General features: G+C 75.4%; 12 protein-coding genes and 1 riboswitch. Of the genes, 5 read left to right on the top strand and 7 right to left on the bottom strand.

The window, feature by feature from the left end; genetic code table 11:
* Positions 1-65: 65 nt before the first annotated feature.
* From Actkin_RS13105 to Actkin_RS13095, 3 genes are all read right to left on the bottom strand, one after another.
* A complete protein-coding gene (locus tag Actkin_RS13105) occupies positions 66-1187 on the bottom strand; it encodes an SWIM zinc finger family protein (RefSeq protein ID WP_258907387.1) in 1122 nt (373 codons plus the stop codon).
* A complete protein-coding gene (locus tag Actkin_RS13100; protein ID WP_258907920.1) occupies positions 1184-3766 on the bottom strand; it encodes an SCO1167/SCO6262 family helicase in 2583 nt (860 codons plus the stop codon). The genes Actkin_RS13105 and Actkin_RS13100 overlap by 4 nt, the downstream gene beginning before the upstream one ends.
* 359 nt (positions 3767-4125) lie before the next feature.
* A complete protein-coding gene (locus Actkin_RS13095; protein ID WP_189212883.1) occupies positions 4126-4482 on the bottom strand; it encodes a VOC family protein in 357 nt (118 codons plus the stop codon).
* A gap of 74 nt (positions 4483-4556) precedes the next feature.
* Between Actkin_RS13095 and Actkin_RS13090 the strand changes: the two genes are divergently transcribed.
* Both Actkin_RS13090 and Actkin_RS13085 read left to right on the top strand, forming a co-directional pair.
* Positions 4557-5288 (top strand): TetR/AcrR family transcriptional regulator, encoded by a 732-nt coding sequence (locus tag Actkin_RS13090; RefSeq protein WP_258907386.1) that lies wholly within the window; start codon positions 4557-4559, stop codon positions 5286-5288.
* 91 nt (positions 5289-5379) lie between these two features.
* Positions 5380-6735, top strand: coding sequence for a glycoside hydrolase family 6 protein (locus tag Actkin_RS13085; RefSeq protein ID WP_258907384.1), 1356 nt, complete (start codon positions 5380-5382; stop codon positions 6733-6735).
* A 63-nt stretch (positions 6736-6798) separates the two neighbouring features.
* On the opposite strand, the gene Actkin_RS13080 is transcribed toward Actkin_RS13085, so the two are convergent.
* From Actkin_RS13080 to cbiE, 4 genes are all read right to left on the bottom strand, one after another.
* Entirely contained in the window at positions 6799-8244 is a 1446-nt protein-coding gene (locus Actkin_RS13080; protein ID WP_229787325.1) for a SulP family inorganic anion transporter, read from the bottom strand.
* Positions 8245-8454: 210 nt separating this feature from the next.
* The gene (locus Actkin_RS13075) at positions 8455-9192 is read right to left on the bottom strand and encodes a cobalt-precorrin-6A reductase (protein WP_258907382.1); all 738 of its coding nucleotides are present in this window, start codon (positions 9190-9192) and stop codon (positions 8455-8457) included.
* Positions 9189-9932, bottom strand: coding sequence for a precorrin-4 C(11)-methyltransferase (gene cobM, locus Actkin_RS13070; protein ID WP_258907381.1), 744 nt, complete (start codon positions 9930-9932; stop codon positions 9189-9191). The genes Actkin_RS13075 and cobM overlap by 4 nt, the downstream gene beginning before the upstream one ends.
* The gene (cbiE, locus tag Actkin_RS13065; protein WP_258907380.1) at positions 9929-11125 is read right to left on the bottom strand and encodes a precorrin-6y C5,15-methyltransferase (decarboxylating) subunit CbiE; all 1197 of its coding nucleotides are present in this window, start codon (positions 11123-11125) and stop codon (positions 9929-9931) included. The genes cobM and cbiE overlap by 4 nt, the downstream gene beginning before the upstream one ends.
* Positions 11126-11198: 73 nt before the next feature.
* Positions 11199-11347, top strand: a riboswitch (cobalamin riboswitch).
* 52 nt (positions 11348-11399) lie between these two features.
* Here cbiE and Actkin_RS13060 point away from each other — a divergent pair.
* Genes Actkin_RS13060 through Actkin_RS13050 form a run of 3 tightly spaced genes read left to right on the top strand, consistent with a single transcriptional unit; the run spans position 11400 to position 15311 of the window.
* On the top strand, positions 11400-13349 hold the full coding sequence (locus Actkin_RS13060; protein ID WP_258907379.1) for a putative cobaltochelatase: 1950 nt from the start codon (positions 11400-11402) through the stop codon (positions 13347-13349).
* Positions 13350-13359: 10 nt separating this feature from the next.
* A complete protein-coding gene (gene cobO / locus Actkin_RS13055) occupies positions 13360-13974 on the top strand; it encodes a cob(I)yrinic acid a,c-diamide adenosyltransferase (protein ID WP_258907378.1) in 615 nt (204 codons plus the stop codon).
* Entirely contained in the window at positions 13968-15311 is a 1344-nt protein-coding gene (locus tag Actkin_RS13050) for a cobyrinic acid a,c-diamide synthase CobB (protein WP_258907377.1), read from the top strand. The genes cobO and Actkin_RS13050 overlap by 7 nt, the downstream gene beginning before the upstream one ends.
* The last annotated feature ends 27 nt before the right edge of the window (positions 15312-15338 follow it).

Here is a 15338-nt window from a genome sequence, read left to right as displayed (position 1 = left end):
CCCAGCCGTGGCCGCGGAAGAACGCGGCCACGGCCTGGTCTGTCGCAAGGCCGTCTCGGCGATGCTCACCCGTTGAGCATCGCCGTCGCCGCGTCCGGCGACGGCGCGCCCGACGGCCACCACCGGCCGCCGCGCTCGCGGTACGGGTACCAGCGCCCGTCGCGGCCCAGACGGACCTGGGCCGCGCCGACGGTGATGCGGTTGGCCGCGACCTCGGCCTCCGCGTCGGCGACCGACGCCACCGCGTCCCGGCCCCTGGCGAGGTCCGCGGCGGGCGGGCGCCATGACGCCTCCAACGCGCGCAGGGCGGGCAGCCCGCCCTGGCGCCACGCGGCGACCGCCTGGTCGAGGTCCTCGCGCGCGGGCCGCAGGCGCTCGACGGCCGTCGGGTGGGTCGCGGCGAAGCGCACCACGTCGTCGGCCGTCGTCAGGACCGGGACCGGGCCGCCCGTGAGCAGCGCTCGGGCGCGGACGGCCGCGTCGGCCGCCAGCAGGGCCAGCGCGTCGGGGTCGACGCCCGGGGCCGCGGGCACCGACAGCGGTGCGGGCGGCTCGTCGGGGACCGGCGGCGGGTCCGGCAGCGGCGCGGGCCGTCGCGCGAACGCCTCCGCGGCGGGCACGCCCTCGACGGTGTCCGGCGGCTCCAGGAGGAACTCCCGGCCCCGCCCTCGGATGAGCAGCAGCACGAACGGGTCCGCGTCGAGCAGCCACGCCGCCTGGTAGGCCACGGCCGCCGCGTGCCTGCACGGCATCTCCCAGCCGGGGCAGCCGCACTCGGAGTCGAAGTCGCCGATGCCGGGCAGCAGGGCCACCCCGGCCGCCGACGCCGCCTCCGCCAGCGCGGCGGGCATCTCGCCGTCCAGCAGGGCGGCGATGTGCCCGGACTCGGCGGCCACCTGGCCCGCGAAGCGGTCCCACTCCGCGTCGGACAGGACCGGCACCCGCACGACCGTCGCGTAGCTCGTGTCGTCGCCGTGGTCGTGGACCTGGGCGGTGAGCCGACCCGCGCTGACGGTGATCGCCCCGACCCGGCCGGACCGGGCCAGCCGCCTGCCGACGCGCAGCTGCTGGGCGTCGAGGGCGCTGTCCTCCAGGCCGCTGATCCACGCCCGGCCCCACCAGGTGCGGGCGAACCTGCCGGTGCCGGGCACAGCGGGGAACGCGGGGAAGCCCCGCGCCGCGCTCACGCGCCACCCCGCAGTTCCACCAGCGCGGCGAGGTCCGCGTCGGACAGCTCGGTGAACGCCGCCTCGCCCGAGGACAGCACGGACTCGGCGAGGTCGCGCTTGCCCGCCAGCAGCGCGGCGATGCGGTCCTCCAGGGTTCCCTCCGCGATCAGCCGGTGCACCTGCACCGGACGGGTCTGGCCGATCCGGTACGCCCGGTCGGTCGCCTGGTCCTCGACGGCCGGGTTCCACCACCGGTCGAAGTGGACGACGTGGTCGGCCCGGGTGAGGTTGAGGCCCGTCCCGGCCGCCTTGAGCGAGAGCAGGAAGACGCCGAACTCGCCCCGGCCGAACGCGGCCACCAGCTCCTCCCGGCGCGGCACCGGGGTCCCGCCGTGCAGGAAGCCGGTGGGCACGCCGCGCTCGCGCATGCGCCGCTCGATCAGCCGCGCCATGGCCACGTACTGGGTGAACACCAGCACCGCGCCGTCCTCGGCCCGGATGGTGCCCACCAGCTCGTCGAGCAGGTCGAGCTTGCCCGAGCGGCCCGCCAGCCGCCCCGACGCGTCCTTGAGGTAGTGCGCTGGGTGGTTGCAGATCTGCTTGAGCCCGGTGATCAGCTTCATCACCAGGCCGCGGCGGGCCATGCCGTGCGCGGAGCCGATCTCGGCCATGGTCTCGCGCACGAGGGCCGTGTAGAGGCCCGCCTGCTCGGCCGACAGCGGCACCGGCTGGTCGGTCTCGGTCTTGGGCGGCAGCTCGGGGGCGATGCCCGGGTCCGACTTGCGCCGCCGCAACAGGAACGGGGTGATCAGCCGGGCGAAGCGCCGCGCGACCACCGGATCGCGGTCGCCCTCGATCCGCTCGGCCCACCGGGCCCGGAACGACGCCTGCGAGCCGAGCAGCCCCGGCGTCGTCCAGTCCAAAATGGACCAGAGCTCGGACAGGTTGTTCTCCACGGGAGTGCCGGTCAGCGCGACGCGCGCGGTGGATTTCAGCGCGCGCAACGCCTTCGCGGTCGCCGAGGTGGGGTTCTTCGCGTGCTGGGCCTCGTCGGCGACGACGAGGTCCCACTGGTGCCCGGACAGCCGGTCGAGGTCGGCGCGCAGCGTCCCGTAGGTCGTCAGGACGAAGCCCTCGTCGGCCAGGTCGCGGGCCGCGCCGTGGAAGCGGCGGACGGGCACGCCCGGGGCGAACCGGCGGATCTCCCGCTCCCAGTTGCTCAGCAGCGACGCCGGGCAGACCACCAGCGTGGGCCCCGACGCGCGGTGCAGGTGCAGGGCGATCAGGGTGATCGTCTTGCCCAGGCCCATGTCGTCGGCGAGGCAGGCGCCCAGGCCGAGCGAGGTCATCCTGACCAGCCACCGCAGCCCGCGCAGCTGGTAGTCGCGCAGGGTCGCGGCCAGGCCGGGGGGCGCGTCGACGTCCTCGGCGCCGGAGTCGGGGTCGGCGATGCGGGCGCGCAGTTCGTCCAGCCACGCGGCGGGCTCGACGTCCACCGTCTCGCCGTCGACCTCGACGGACCCGGTCAGCGCCATGCCGAGCGCGGCGAGGCCGTCGACCGGCTTGAGCTCGCGCTCCCGCGCCCGGCGCAGCGTCTCGGCGTCGACCAGCACCCAGCCGTCGCGCAGGCGCACGACCGGCCGGTGGGCGTCGGCGACGCGGTCCACCTCCTCGGGGGTCAGGGTCCGGCCGCCGACGGCGATCCGCCAGTCCAGCCCGACCGACGACGCGAGCCCGCCCGCGGCCCGACCGACGGCGACCCGGCTGGTCAGCCCGCCCAGCAGTTCCCTCGGCCAGTGCACGTCCACCCCGGCGGCGGCGAGCCGGGGCGCGGCGGCCATCAGCTCGTCGATCTCGGCGTCGTCGAGCACCAGCCGGTCGGGCACCGGGCTGCCGAGCAGCCGGGCCAGCGGCGGCCACTCCCGCGAGGCGCGCCGCAGCGCCCGCGTCACCTCGACCCGGGCGTTGCGGCCGAGGTCCGTCCCGGCCCACACCTGCGCTGCGTCGACCACGACGGACGGATCGGCCAGCGAGTGCGCCTGCACGACGGCGTGGAACGCGCCGGTCGCGTAGTCCCCGCCCGGCACCTCGGCGCGCAGGGACACCCGCAGCCCCGCGTCCAGGCCACCGGCCACCTCATCGGCCCACGCCCGCAACCGCGGCGCCTTGTGGACGGACCGCGCGGCGTAGAGCGGCCCCCCGGCCACCTTGACCGCCGCCGCGGTGCGCGGCATGCCGTCGACCACGGCGTCGAGGAACTGGCGGACCAACGCCTCGGCGTCGGGCAGCCGGTCACCGGTCACGGGCAGGGCACGGGCACTCGCGGGCATGGCGGCGGCCAACTCCCGCACCCGCGCCACATCGTCCCCGTCCAACGGCCCCGCCCGCCACGCGTCGGCCCCACCCGCGCTGAGCGCGGGCACGATGCGCCCCCGCGCCACCAGGTGCAGGGCGAGCACCACCGCCGCCCCCCAGAACGCCGCCGCCGGATCAGCCGAGGCGTCCCGCCGAGCCCGACTGAGCACGGGCACGGCGTCGGCCACGGATAGCTTGGTCACCGCGACGGTCGTAGGTTCCACACCCCCGGAGTTGTCCACAGGCTGCGAGCGAGCCCTATTGACAAGATCGGAATCCCGGTAGCCTGGAAGAGAAGGGCGGTCCGACCCCCGGTTGGGGCGGGGCGTGCCATCTGGGGTGGTGGGGGTTGGCAGGGTTCGGTTGGGCGCGTCCTCGGCCGTGGTGGGCGCCAGTAGGGGCGCGTCGGGGGTGCTGTCCGGGGTGGTGGGGGTGAACAGGGTCAGTTCGGCCGGGTCGCCGACGTCGAAGGTGCCGATGAAGGCGATCGTGCTGGTGCGGGGTGGGTCGGCCGGGTGGAAGACGGCCTGGGTGCGGGTCAGGGCTGCGGCCGTGTCGGCCGGGATGTTCGCCACGGGCAGGGATTCTCCCCTTTCGCTGGTCAGTTGGGCCGCTCGCCGAGCCACTGGACCAGTTGGACGGTCAATCCGTTCGGGTCGGTGAGTTGACAGAGGCGTTCTCCCCACTCCTCGTCCTGGACCGGGCCGACCTCGACGCCCTCCCTCGTCAGGCGGGCGGCCTCGGCGCGCACGTCGGCCACCTCCAGTGCGATGATCAAACCGGCGGCGAGCGGCGTCCCGGGCAGCAGCGCCACCTCGAAGTCGGCGTCGTCGCGCACCAGCTTGGCGATGTGGTCCTCGACCATGACCGGACGGAAACCGAGGTGGTCGATGTAGAACGCGGCACCCGCCCGCACCTGCGCCACGTGCGCGGCCAGGGTCACTCGACGAACCTGCACTCACTACCCCTTAGAATCAGTACGCCGTACGACTCGTACAACGTACCGTACACCATACGAACGGTGGTGCGCACATGGCCGAGAAGAACGAGCGACGTGATCCCGCTCGCACCATGACCCTGCTCTGGCGCACGCCGGGCGAGCCGGGACGCGGGCGCAGGCCGGGGCTCACCGCCGACGCGGTCGTCGCCGCGGGCATCGAGCTGGCCGACGAGGCCGGTCTGGCCGAGCTGTCCATGCGCCGCGTCGCCGAGCGGCTCGGCGTCGGCACCATGTCGCTCTACACCTACGTGCAGAACAAGGCCGACCTCGTCGCCGCCATGCGCGACCAGGTCGTCGGCGAGGTCGCCGTGCCCGATCCCGCGGGCCCGTGGCGCGACGAGCTGACCGGGTACGCCCGCGGCCTCTGGACGCTCATGCACCGCCACCCCTGGCTGCTGGGCACCCCCATCGCGCACGAGCTGGCCGGACCGAACGAGACCGTCCGCATGGACGCCGTGCTCGCCATCGGCGCGGCCGCCGGGCTGTCCGAGCCGGACATGCTCGGCGTGTACCTGCTGGTCGACGCCTACGTGCGCGGCCTGGCCTGGATCTCGGTGGACACCCAGCAGGCCTCGGCCCGCAGCGGGATGTCCGAGGTCGAGTGGTGGGCGGACAAGGAGGCCCTGGTCAACGCCTACGTCACCCCCGCCCGGTTCCCGGCGATGACGGCGGTGGCCGCGTCCGGCGCGTTCGCCCTGGACGGGTTCGAGTTCGGCCTCGCCCGCGTGCTCGACGGGATCGCCGCCCACCTGGACTCTCTGTGATCGATTCAGTCCGGGGGGTTCCCTTGGCGGTCGGCGGATCGTAAGCTGGGAGCGCTCCCAAGAACCTCACCGCCGAGTCTCGGAGTCGAACGTGCCCCCTGCCATCCCTGTCCCACTCCCGGTCCGCAGGCGAACGAGCGTCGCCGCGGGCGCGCTGGCCGCGAGCGCCGCGCTGCTGGCGGGCGCGGTCGCCATGCTCGGCCCCGCCGCCTCGGCCGCGGAGTCGGAGTTCTACGTCGTCCCGGACACCTCGGCGGCCCGCTGGGTCGCGGCCAACCCCAACGACCCGCGCGCCGGGGTGATCCGCGACCGGATCGCGTCGGTGCCGCAGGCCAAGTGGTTCACCACCACCAACACGAGCGCTGTGCGCGGGCAGGTCGACGCGTTCGTGGGGGCCGCGGCCGCCGCGGGCAAGATCCCGATCATGGTCGTCTACAACATCCCCAACCGCGACTGCGGCGGGCCGAGCGGCGGCGGCGCGCCCAGCCACGACGCCTACCGCGCCTGGGTCGACCAGGTGTCCGCGGGCCTGGCCGGACGACCCGCCTACATCGTGCTCGAACCCGACGTGCTGCCGCTGATGAGCAGCTGCCAGACCGCCGATCAGCAGACGCAGACGCGGGCGTCCATGGCGTACGCGGGCAAGAAGCTCAAGGCGGGATCGGCGCAGGCCAGGGTGTTCTTCGACATCGGCCACTCGGCGTGGCTGAGCCCGTCGGAGGCGGCGAACCGGCTGCGCGGCGCGGACATCTTCACCAGCGCGGACGGCATCTCGACCAACGTGTCGAACTACCGCGCCAACTCCGAGGCCGTCCCGTTCGCCAAGGCGGTGCTGAACAACCTCGGCGACAGCAGGCTCAAGGCCGTCATCGACACCAGCCGCAACGGCAACGGCCCCCTCGGCGACGAGTGGTGCGACCCGCCGGGCCGGGCGATCGGCGTGCCGAGCACGACGCGGACCGGCGACGCGCAGATCGCGGCGTTCCTGTGGGTGAAGCTGCCCGGCGAGGCCGACGGCTGCATCGCGGGCGCGGGCCAGTTCGTCCCGCAGCGCGCCTACGAGCTCGCCCAGGCCGCCCCGCCCACGACGACCACCCGCCCCACCACCTCGACCACGACGACGACCACCACTCCCCCGCCCGCGGGCTCGTGCCGCATCGTCCACCGGACCGTCAACGCCTGGTCCGGCGGCTACACCGCGGAGGTCGTCATCACCAACGGCGGCACGGCCGTCAGCTCGTGGACGGTCGAGTTCACCGCCCCCGGTGCATCCGTCACCAACGGCTGGAACGGCACCTGGTCCAAGACGGGCGACACCATCCGCGTCACCAACGCGGCGTGGAACGGCAACCTGGGCGCCAACGCCAGCGTGACCGTCGGTTACAACGGCTCGGGCTCCGCCCCGACCACCGGTAACCACACCCTCAACGGCGCGCTCTGCACCTGACGCATCGACGCGCGCCCGCATGGGGCCCGGCTCGCCGCCCGAGCCGGGCCCCCTTCACTGTCCTCAGTGGCCGGTCAACTCGCCGGTGAGCCTGCCGTGCATCGTGGCGCTGTGCTCGTTGAGCCCGACGATCTCGACGGTCTTGCCGCGCTTGCCGTACTTGGTGACCACGGCGTCGAGCACGGCCACCGTGGAGGCGTCCCAGATGTGGGCGTCGGTGAGGTCGATGACCACCTGGTCCGGATCGCCCGCGTAGTCGAAGCGGTGGACCAGGTCGTTGCTCGAGGCGAAGAACAGCTCGCCGGTCACCGCGTAGACGACCTGGCCGCCGTCGGGATCGGTGACCGAGGTGACCCCGACGAGCCGGGCCACCCGCCGGGCGAAGATCACCATGGCGGTCAGCGCGCCGACGACCACGCCGATGGCGAGGTTGTCCGTGGCGACCACGACCGCGACGGTCACCACCATCACGGTGATCTCGCCCGCGGGCATCCGCTTGAGGGTCTTCGGCGCGACGCTGTGCCAGTCGAACGTGCCGACCGCGACCAGCACCATCACGGCCACGAGCGCGGCCATCGGGATGTCGGACACCAGCGGGCCGAGCAGGACGCACAGGACCATCAGGAACGCGCCCGCGAGGAAGGTGGACAGCCGCGTGCGCGCGCCTGCGACCTTCACGTTGATCATCGTCTGGCCGATCATGGCGCAGCCGCCCATGCCGCCGAAGAACCCGGTGACGATGTTGGCCACGCCCTGCCCGATGGCCTCGCGCGTCTTGTTGGACCCGGTGTCGGTGATGTCGTCGACCAGCTTCGCCGTCATCAGCGACTCCATCAGCCCGACCAGCGCGAAGGCGAAGGCGTACGGGAGCAGCAGCGTCAGGGTGTCGACGGTGAACGGCACGTCGGGGATGCCCGGGGTGGGCAGCGAGTCCGGGAGCGCGCCCTTGTCGCCGACGGTCGGCACCGCGATGCCCGCCCCGACGGTCAGCGCGGTGAGCGCGACGATGGCCACCAGCGGGGCCGGGACCGCCCTGGTGAGCCGGGGCAACAACACCATGATCAGCAGTCCGGCGCCGAACAGCGGATAGACCGGCCACGGCACGTCGATGAGCTCGGGCACCTGGGCCAGGAAGATCAGGATCGCCAGCGCGTTGACGAAGCCGACCATGACGCTGCGCGGCACGAACCGCATCAGCCCGGCCACCCCCAGCGAGCCGAGCAGCACCTGGATGAGCCCGCCGAGGATGACCGCGGCGATGAGGTGGCCCAGGCCGTACTCGCGGGCCAGCGGGGCGACGACCAGGGCGATGGCCCCGGTGGCCGCGGAGATCATGGCGGGCCTGCCGCCGACGAACGAGATCACCACGGCCATGGTGAACGACGCGAACAGGCCGACGCTCGGGTCGACACCGGCGATGATGGAGAAGGAGATGGCCTCGGGGATCAGCGCGAGCGCGACGACCAACCCCGCGAGCACCTCGGTGCGGACAGCCTTGATACTCAGCACAACCAACCAGACGTGTTCAGGCGCACGGCGAACGGCGCGAGGCGGCGCTGCCCCGCGATGACAGGAACCGGGAATGGGACCACTCTCGACCGAGCGGTCACGGCGGCAGGAAGACCCCGACCTGGCGGATGACAACCACCCCTGGTTTGACGACGACCCCAGCGAAAGTGCGCTGAACCACCTTATCCGGCCACGGGCGGCGGCGAGGATTCAGCCCGCCGAGAGATTGCTCACCCCGAGCCAGGCAAGCGCCGCCGCCACGGTGTCGACCACGGGCACGTCCGGCGCGGCCGGGCGGTCGACGACGACCACCGGGACGCCGAGGTCGCGGGCGGCGGCGAGCTTGGCCGCGGTGAGCGGGCCGCCGCTGTCCTTGGTCACCAGGACATCGATGCTGTGCTCGCGCATCAGGCCGGTCTCACCATCCACAGTGTACGGACCGCGCGCGAGCACCACCTCGGACCGGGCGGGCAGCGGCGGGTCGGGCGGGTCGACGCAGCGGATGAGGAACCACTGCGGACAGTCGGCGAACGCGGCGAGGCCCTGGCGGCCGGTGGTCAGGAACACCCGCTCGCCCAGGCTCGCGACGGCCAGCGCGGCGGCGTCCAGGCTTCCCACGCGGTGCCACACGTCGCCGGGACCCGCGGCCCAGCCCGGCCTGCGCAGGAGGACGAGCGGCACTCCCGCCTGAGCGGCCGCCGTCGCCGCGGAGGCGCTGATGCGCTCGGCGAACGGGTGGGTGGCGTCGACGACGGCATCGATGGACTCCCGCCGCAGCCACTCGGCGAGCGCGGCGGGGCCGCCGAAGCCGCCGATGCGCACCTGCCCGACCGGGAGCCGGGGATCGCGCACCCGACCGGCCAGCGAGGTGATCACGTCGTGGCCGGGGTGCAGCGCGGCGGCCAGGGCGCGGGCCTCGCCCGTGCCGCCCAGGACGAGCAGCCTCACCCGCGGTCCCGCGCGGCGGAGTACAGGTGGCTGTCGCAGAAGTCCGGGGACCCGAGGGCGCGCCCGACCATGATGACGGCCGTCCTGCGGACACCGGCGGCGTGCACGGCCTCGGCGATCGTGCCGAGCGTCCCGCGCAGGACGACCTCGTCCGGCCGGGACGCCCGCGCCACCACCGCGACCGGGCAGTCGGCGCCGTAGTTCGGCAGGAGTTCGGCGACGACCTCGTCGATGCGCTGCACCGCCAGGTGCAGCACCATCGTGGCCCTGCTGCGGCCCAACGACGCCAGGTCCTCCCCCGGCGGCATGGGCGTGGCGCGGGCGGACGTGCGGGTGAGGACCACGGTCTGCCCGACCCCGGGGACCGTCAGCTCCCGGCCGAGCGCCGCCGCGGCCGCGGCGAAGGCGGGCACGCCGGGGCACACGTCGTACGGCACGCCCGCCGCGTCCAGCCTGCGCATCTGCTCGGCCATCGCGCTGAACACCGAGGGGTCGCCGGAGTGCAGGCGCGCCACGTCCTGCCCGGCGGCGTGGGCGGCCAGCATCTCGGCGACGATCTCGTCCAGCGTCAGGTTCGCCGTGTCGACCTTGCGGGCTCCGGGCGGGCACACGCCCAGCAGTTCCACCGGCACCAGCGCCCCGGCGTACAGGCACACCGGGGACGCGGCGACGATGTCGCGCCCGCGCACCGTGATGAGGTCCGCCGCGCCGGGTCCGGCGCCGACGAAGTGAACGGTCACATCTCCTCCTTGGCCACGCGCCACTGCGTGATCGCCCGCTGCGGCTGCCACGCCGTGAACCCGCCCAGCGCGCCCGCCCGGTCCACGGCGATCCGGGTCAGCGTCCCCCCGACCTCGCCGTGCCAGCGGGTCACCAGCGACTCCGACTCCAGGGTCACCGCGTTGACCACGAGCCTGCCGCCCGGCGCCAGGGCCGTCCAACACGCCGGCAGCAGGTCGGGGGCGGTCGCCCCGCCGCCGACGAAGACCGCGTCGGGGCGCGGGAGTCCGGAGAGGACGTCCGGGGCGGAGCCGATCACCAGGTCCAGGTGCGGCACGCCCAGCGCGGCGGCGTTGCGCGCCGCACGGGCCGCCCGGTCGGGGCGCGGCTCCACCCCGACCGCCCGGCAGGCCGGGTGCGCGCGCAGCCACTCGATGCCCACACTGCCCGAGCCCGCGCCGATGTCCCACAGCAGTTCCCCCGGCTCGGGGGCCAGCGCGGCCAGCGTCACCGCCCGGACCTCGCGCTTGGTGATCTGCCCGTCGTGCTCGTAGACGTCGTCGGGCAGGCCCGGCGCCCTCGGCAGCCGCCGGGCGCCCTGGCCCGCCACGCACTCCACGGCGACGACGTTCAGCGCGGGCGCGGGACCGGTGTAGGACTCCGCGGTCGCGGACACCGCCGACTCCGTCGGCCCGCCGAGGTCCGACAGGACGGTGAGCGCGCTGGGGCCGAAACCGCGGTCGCGCAGCAGCGCCGCCACCGCGGCGGGCGTCTCGCCGGACGCGCTCAGCACCAGCACCCGCCTGCCCGGGTGCACGGCAGCGTGCAGCCGCTCCACCGGACGGCCCACCGCGCTGACCACCTCGACGTCCTGCAGCGCCCAGCCCAGCCGCGCGCACGCCAGCGACGCCGACGACGGATGGGGCAGCACGTCGACCCGGGTCAGCGCGCTCAGCTCGACGCCGATGCCGAACCACATCGGGTCCCCGCTGGCCAGCACGCACAACCGGCGTCCGGCGTTGGCCTCGACCAGCCCCGGCAGGGCGGGCAGCAGCGGCGACGGCCACGGCACCCGTTCGGCGACGACCTCCGGCGGGAGCAGGCCCAGCTGCCGCGCCGAGCCGAGCACCACGTCGGCCGCGCCCAGGGCGTCCCGGCTCGCCGACGGCAGACCCGCCCACCCGTCCGCGCCGATCCCCACCACCGTCACCACGGGCGCACACGCTAACCGGCGGCCGGAGATCCACGCCACGTGGCTTGGCCCACCCGCGCCCGGTCTGACACGATGCCTTGCGACGAAGCAGGGTGTGCGAGGAAACCGGTGCGAATCCGGTGCGGTCCCGCCACTGTGACCGGGGAGCGCCCCTCCCCCGCGTGCCACCGGGCGACCGGGAAGGCCGGAGCGGGCGCGGCGATCCGGGAGCCAGGACACTCGGCCCTGCCTGATCACGAACCGGGCGCGGACCCGGAGGAGTGAGGACTGCAGCATGCCCGAGGCCGGGTACCCGTTCTCCGCCGTCGTCGGCCACGACGATCTACGCACCGCGTTGCTGCTCAACGCCGTCCACCCCGGGATCGGCGGGGTGCTCGTGCGCGGGGAGAAAGGCACGGCCAAGTCGACGGTCGTGCGGGCGCTGGCCGCCCTGCTGCCCGCCATCGCCGTGGCGGCCGACTGCCGGTTCTCCTGCGACCCGGACGCGCCGGACCCGCGCTGCCCGGACGCCCCGCACGCCGGGCGGACCGAGCGGCCCGCGCGGCTGGTCGAGCTGCCGGTGGGCGCGGGCGAGGACCGGCTGGTCGGCTCGCTGGACCTCGAGCGCGCGCTGCGCGAGGGCGTGCGCGCCTTCCAGCCCGGCCTGCTGGCCGCGGCGCACCGGGGCGTGCTCTACGTCGACGAGGTCAACCTCCTGCACGACCACCTCGTGGACCTGCTGCTCGACGCCGCCGCGATGGGCCGCGCGCACATCGAGCGCGAGGGTGTCTCGGTCTCGCACGCCTCGGCGTTCCTGCTGGTCGGCACGATGAACCCGGAGGAAGGCGAGCTGCGCCCGCAGCTGCTGGACCGCTTCGGCCTGACCGTCGAGGTCCGCGCCGCCCGCGACGTCGACACCCGCGCCGAGGTCATCCGCCGCAGGCTCGCCTACGAGGCCGACCCGGTCGGCTTCGCGGGCGCGTGGGCCGACGCCGACGCCGAGCTGGCCGCGCGCATCGTCGCCGCCCGCGCCGCGCTGCCCGGCGTCGCGCTCCCCGACGCGGAGCTGCGCCGCATCGCGGCCGTGTGCGCCGCCTTCGACGTCGACGGCATGCGCGCGGACCTCGTCGTCGCCCGCACCGCGGCCGCGCACGCCGCCTGGCGCGGCGGCGACCGGGTCACCGAGGCCGACGTCGAGGTGGCCGCCCGGCTGGCCCTGCCGCACCGCCGCAGGCGCGACCCGTTCGACGAGCCCGGCCTCGACGACAAGCAGCTCGACCAGGCGCTGCGCGACGCGGCGGAGGCCGAGGGCGACGGCGAGCCCGAGCCGGACCCCGACCCGCCCGCGTCCGCGCCCACGCCGGACGACAGTCCACAAGAGACGAAAGCGCCGCCAGCCCCGCAGGGCGACGGCGACGGCAAGCGGGCGGGCGCCCCGGACGCGGCGTTCAAGGCCCGGCGGCTGGAGATCGCGGGCGTCGGCGAGGGCGCGCCCGGCCGCCGCTCCCGCGCCCGGTCCGGCGGCGGGCGCACGCTGCGCGCCGCGAGCCGGGGCACGGGCGTCCACCTGGTCGGCACCGTGACCGCCGCCGCCCCGCACCAGCGGGCGCGCGGCCGCCACGGCACGGCGCTGGAGCTGCGCCCCGACGACGTGCGCCGCACGGTCCGCGAGGGCCGCGAGTCCAACCTGGTGCTGTTCGTCGTCGACGCGTCCGGCTCCATGGCGGCGCGCAAGCGGATGACCGCGGTGACCGGGGCGGTCGTCTCCCTGCTCCGCGACGCCTACCAGCGGCGGGACAAGGTCGGCCTGGTCACCCTCCGGGGCTCGGGGGCCACCCTCGCCCTGCCGCCGACCTCGTCGGTCGAGGCCGCCGTCGCCCGCCTGCGCGACCTGCGCACCGGCGGCCGGACGCCGCTGGCCGACGGGCTGCTCACCGCCCGCCGCACGCTGGCCGCCGAGCGGCTGCGCGACCCGCGCCGCCGCGCGCTGCTCGTGCTGGTCACCGACGGCCGCGCGACCGTCCCGGCCCGCCCCGGCGGCGACCCGCTCGCCGACGCGGAGCGGGCGGCGGCGCTGCTCGCCGGGGACGGCGTGGCCGCGGTCGTGGTCGACTGCGAGGGCGGCCCGGTCCGCCTCGGCCTCGCCGACCGGCTGACGACCGCCATCGGCGGCACCGGGGTCCGGCTGGCGGACCTCTCGGCGGACGCGGTCGCGGGCGTCGTCCGCGCGGCCCGCGCGGCGTAAGGAGGACGCGATGCCCCAGGGGAAGCCCGAGGTCGTCCCGCAGGACGGCATGACGACCCGGCAGCGCCGCAACCGGCCGCTGCTGCTGGTGCACACCGGCGAGATGAAGGGCAAGTCCACCGCCGCGTTCGGCCTCGCGCTGCGCGGCTGGAACCAGGGCTGGGACATCGGCGTGTTCCAGTTCGTCAAGTCGGCCAAGTGGCGCGTCGGCGAGGAGTCGGCGTTCCTGGCGCTGGGCAGGCTGCACGAGCAGACCGGCGAGGGCGGCCCGGTGCAGTGGCACAAGATGGGCTCGGGCTGGTCGTGGTCGCGCAAGGCGGGCACCGAGACCGACCACGCCGAGGCCGCCAGGGAGGGTTGGCGCGAGATCGCCCGCAGGCTGGCGGCCCAGGAGCACGACCTCTACGTGCTCGACGAGTTCACCTACCCGCTCAAGTGGGGCTGGCTCGACGTCGACGAGGTCGTGCGCACGCTCGCGGAGCGGCCGGGGCACCAGCACGTGGTGATCACCGGCCGGGACGCGCCGCAGGCCCTCGTCGACGCCGCCGACCTGGTCACCCACATGACCAAGGTCAAGCACCCGATGGACGCCGGGCAGAAGGGGCAGAAGGGCATCGAGTGGTAGCCCGGCTGGTCATCGCCGCCCCGGCGTCGGGCAGCGGCAAGACGACCGTGGCGACCGGGCTGATGGCCGCCCTGCGCGCCCGCGGCCGCCGGGTCGCCCCGTTCAAGGTCGGCCCGGACTACATCGACCCCGGGTACCACTCGCTGGCCGCTGGCCGCCCCGGCCGCAACCTCGACCCGAACCTCGTCGGCGAACACCGGGTCGCACCGCTGTTCCGGCACGGCGCGGCAGGCGCGGACATCGCGGTGATCGAGGGCGTGATGGGCCTGTTCGACGGCCGCATCGAGACCGGGTTCGGGTCCACCGCGCACGTCGCGGGCCTGCTCGACGCGCCGGTGCTGCTCGTGGTCGACGCGCGCGGCCAGAGCAGCAGCATCGCCGCCCTGCTGCACGGGTTCCGCTCGTTCCGGCCGGGCGTGCGGCTCGCGGGCGTCGTGCTCAACCAGGTGGGCTCGGACCGGCACGAGGAGGTGCTGCGCGCGGCGTGCGCGGAGGTGGGCCTGCCGGTGCTGGGCGCGGTCCGCAGGGCGGGCGCGGTCGCCGTGCCGTCCCGCCATCTCGGGCTCGTGCCCGCCGCCGAGCACGGCGCGGACGCCGTCGGCGCGGTCGCGGCGATGGCCGACCTGGTGGCGTCCTCGGTCGACCTCGACGCGGTCGTGGAGATGGCCGCCACCGCGCCCGCGCTGCCCGGGGACGCCTGGGACGCCGCGGCCGAGGTGGCGCGCGGACCGGCCGCGGTCATCGCCGTGGCGGGCGGGCCCGCGTTCACCTTCGGCTACGCCGAGCACGTCGAGCTGCTGGCCGCCGCTGGCGCGGAGGTCGCGGTGGTCGACCCGGTGCGCGACGAGAAACTCCCGCCCGACACCGCCGGTCTCGTGCTGCCCGGCGGCTTCCCCGAGCAGCACGCCGACGCCCTCTCGGCCAACGCCCCGCTGCGCGCGGCCGTCGCCGACGCCGTGCGCGCGGGCCTGCCGGTGCACGCCGAATGCGGCGGCCTGCTCTACCTGGCGTCCACATTGGACGGAAACCCTATGTGCGGCGCCCTGCCGGTCGACGCGGAGATGACGCCGCGGCTCACCCTCGGCTACCGCGACGCCGTGGCGACCGTCGACTCCTGCCTGCACCCGGCGGGAGCGCGCGTCACCGGCCACGAGTTCCACCGCACCCGCACGCGGCCGCAGCACGGCGACCCGCCCGCGTGGGCGTGGCGCGACGCTACCGGCGCGGCCGTCCGGGAGGGCTTCGCCAGCGCGAGCGTGCACGCCTCGTACCTGCACACCCACCCGGCGGGCCACCCCGAGGCAGTCGCCCGGTTCCTGGCCGCGGCCCGGGGATGAGGGCGGCCGCCCGGCGACGGCACACGG

This window comes from Actinokineospora sp. UTMC 2448, from assembly GCF_024760565.1.
Classification (GTDB): Bacteria; Actinomycetota; Actinomycetes; order Mycobacteriales; family Pseudonocardiaceae; genus Actinokineospora; species Actinokineospora fastidiosa.
The sequence above is the reverse complement of the archived record's forward strand: the minus strand, read 5'-3'. Positions and strand labels throughout refer to the sequence as shown.

Coding starts and splice junctions, on each gene's coding strand:
- Actkin_RS13090 (WP_258907386.1), top strand. CDS start 4,557: ATGGCCGAGAAGAACGAGCGACGTGATCCCGCTCGCACCATGACCCTG.
- Actkin_RS13060 (WP_258907379.1), top strand. CDS start 11,400: ATGCCCGAGGCCGGGTACCCGTTCTCCGCCGTCGTCGGCCACGACGAT.
- cobO (WP_258907378.1), top strand. CDS start 13,360: ATGCCCCAGGGGAAGCCCGAGGTCGTCCCGCAGGACGGCATGACGACC.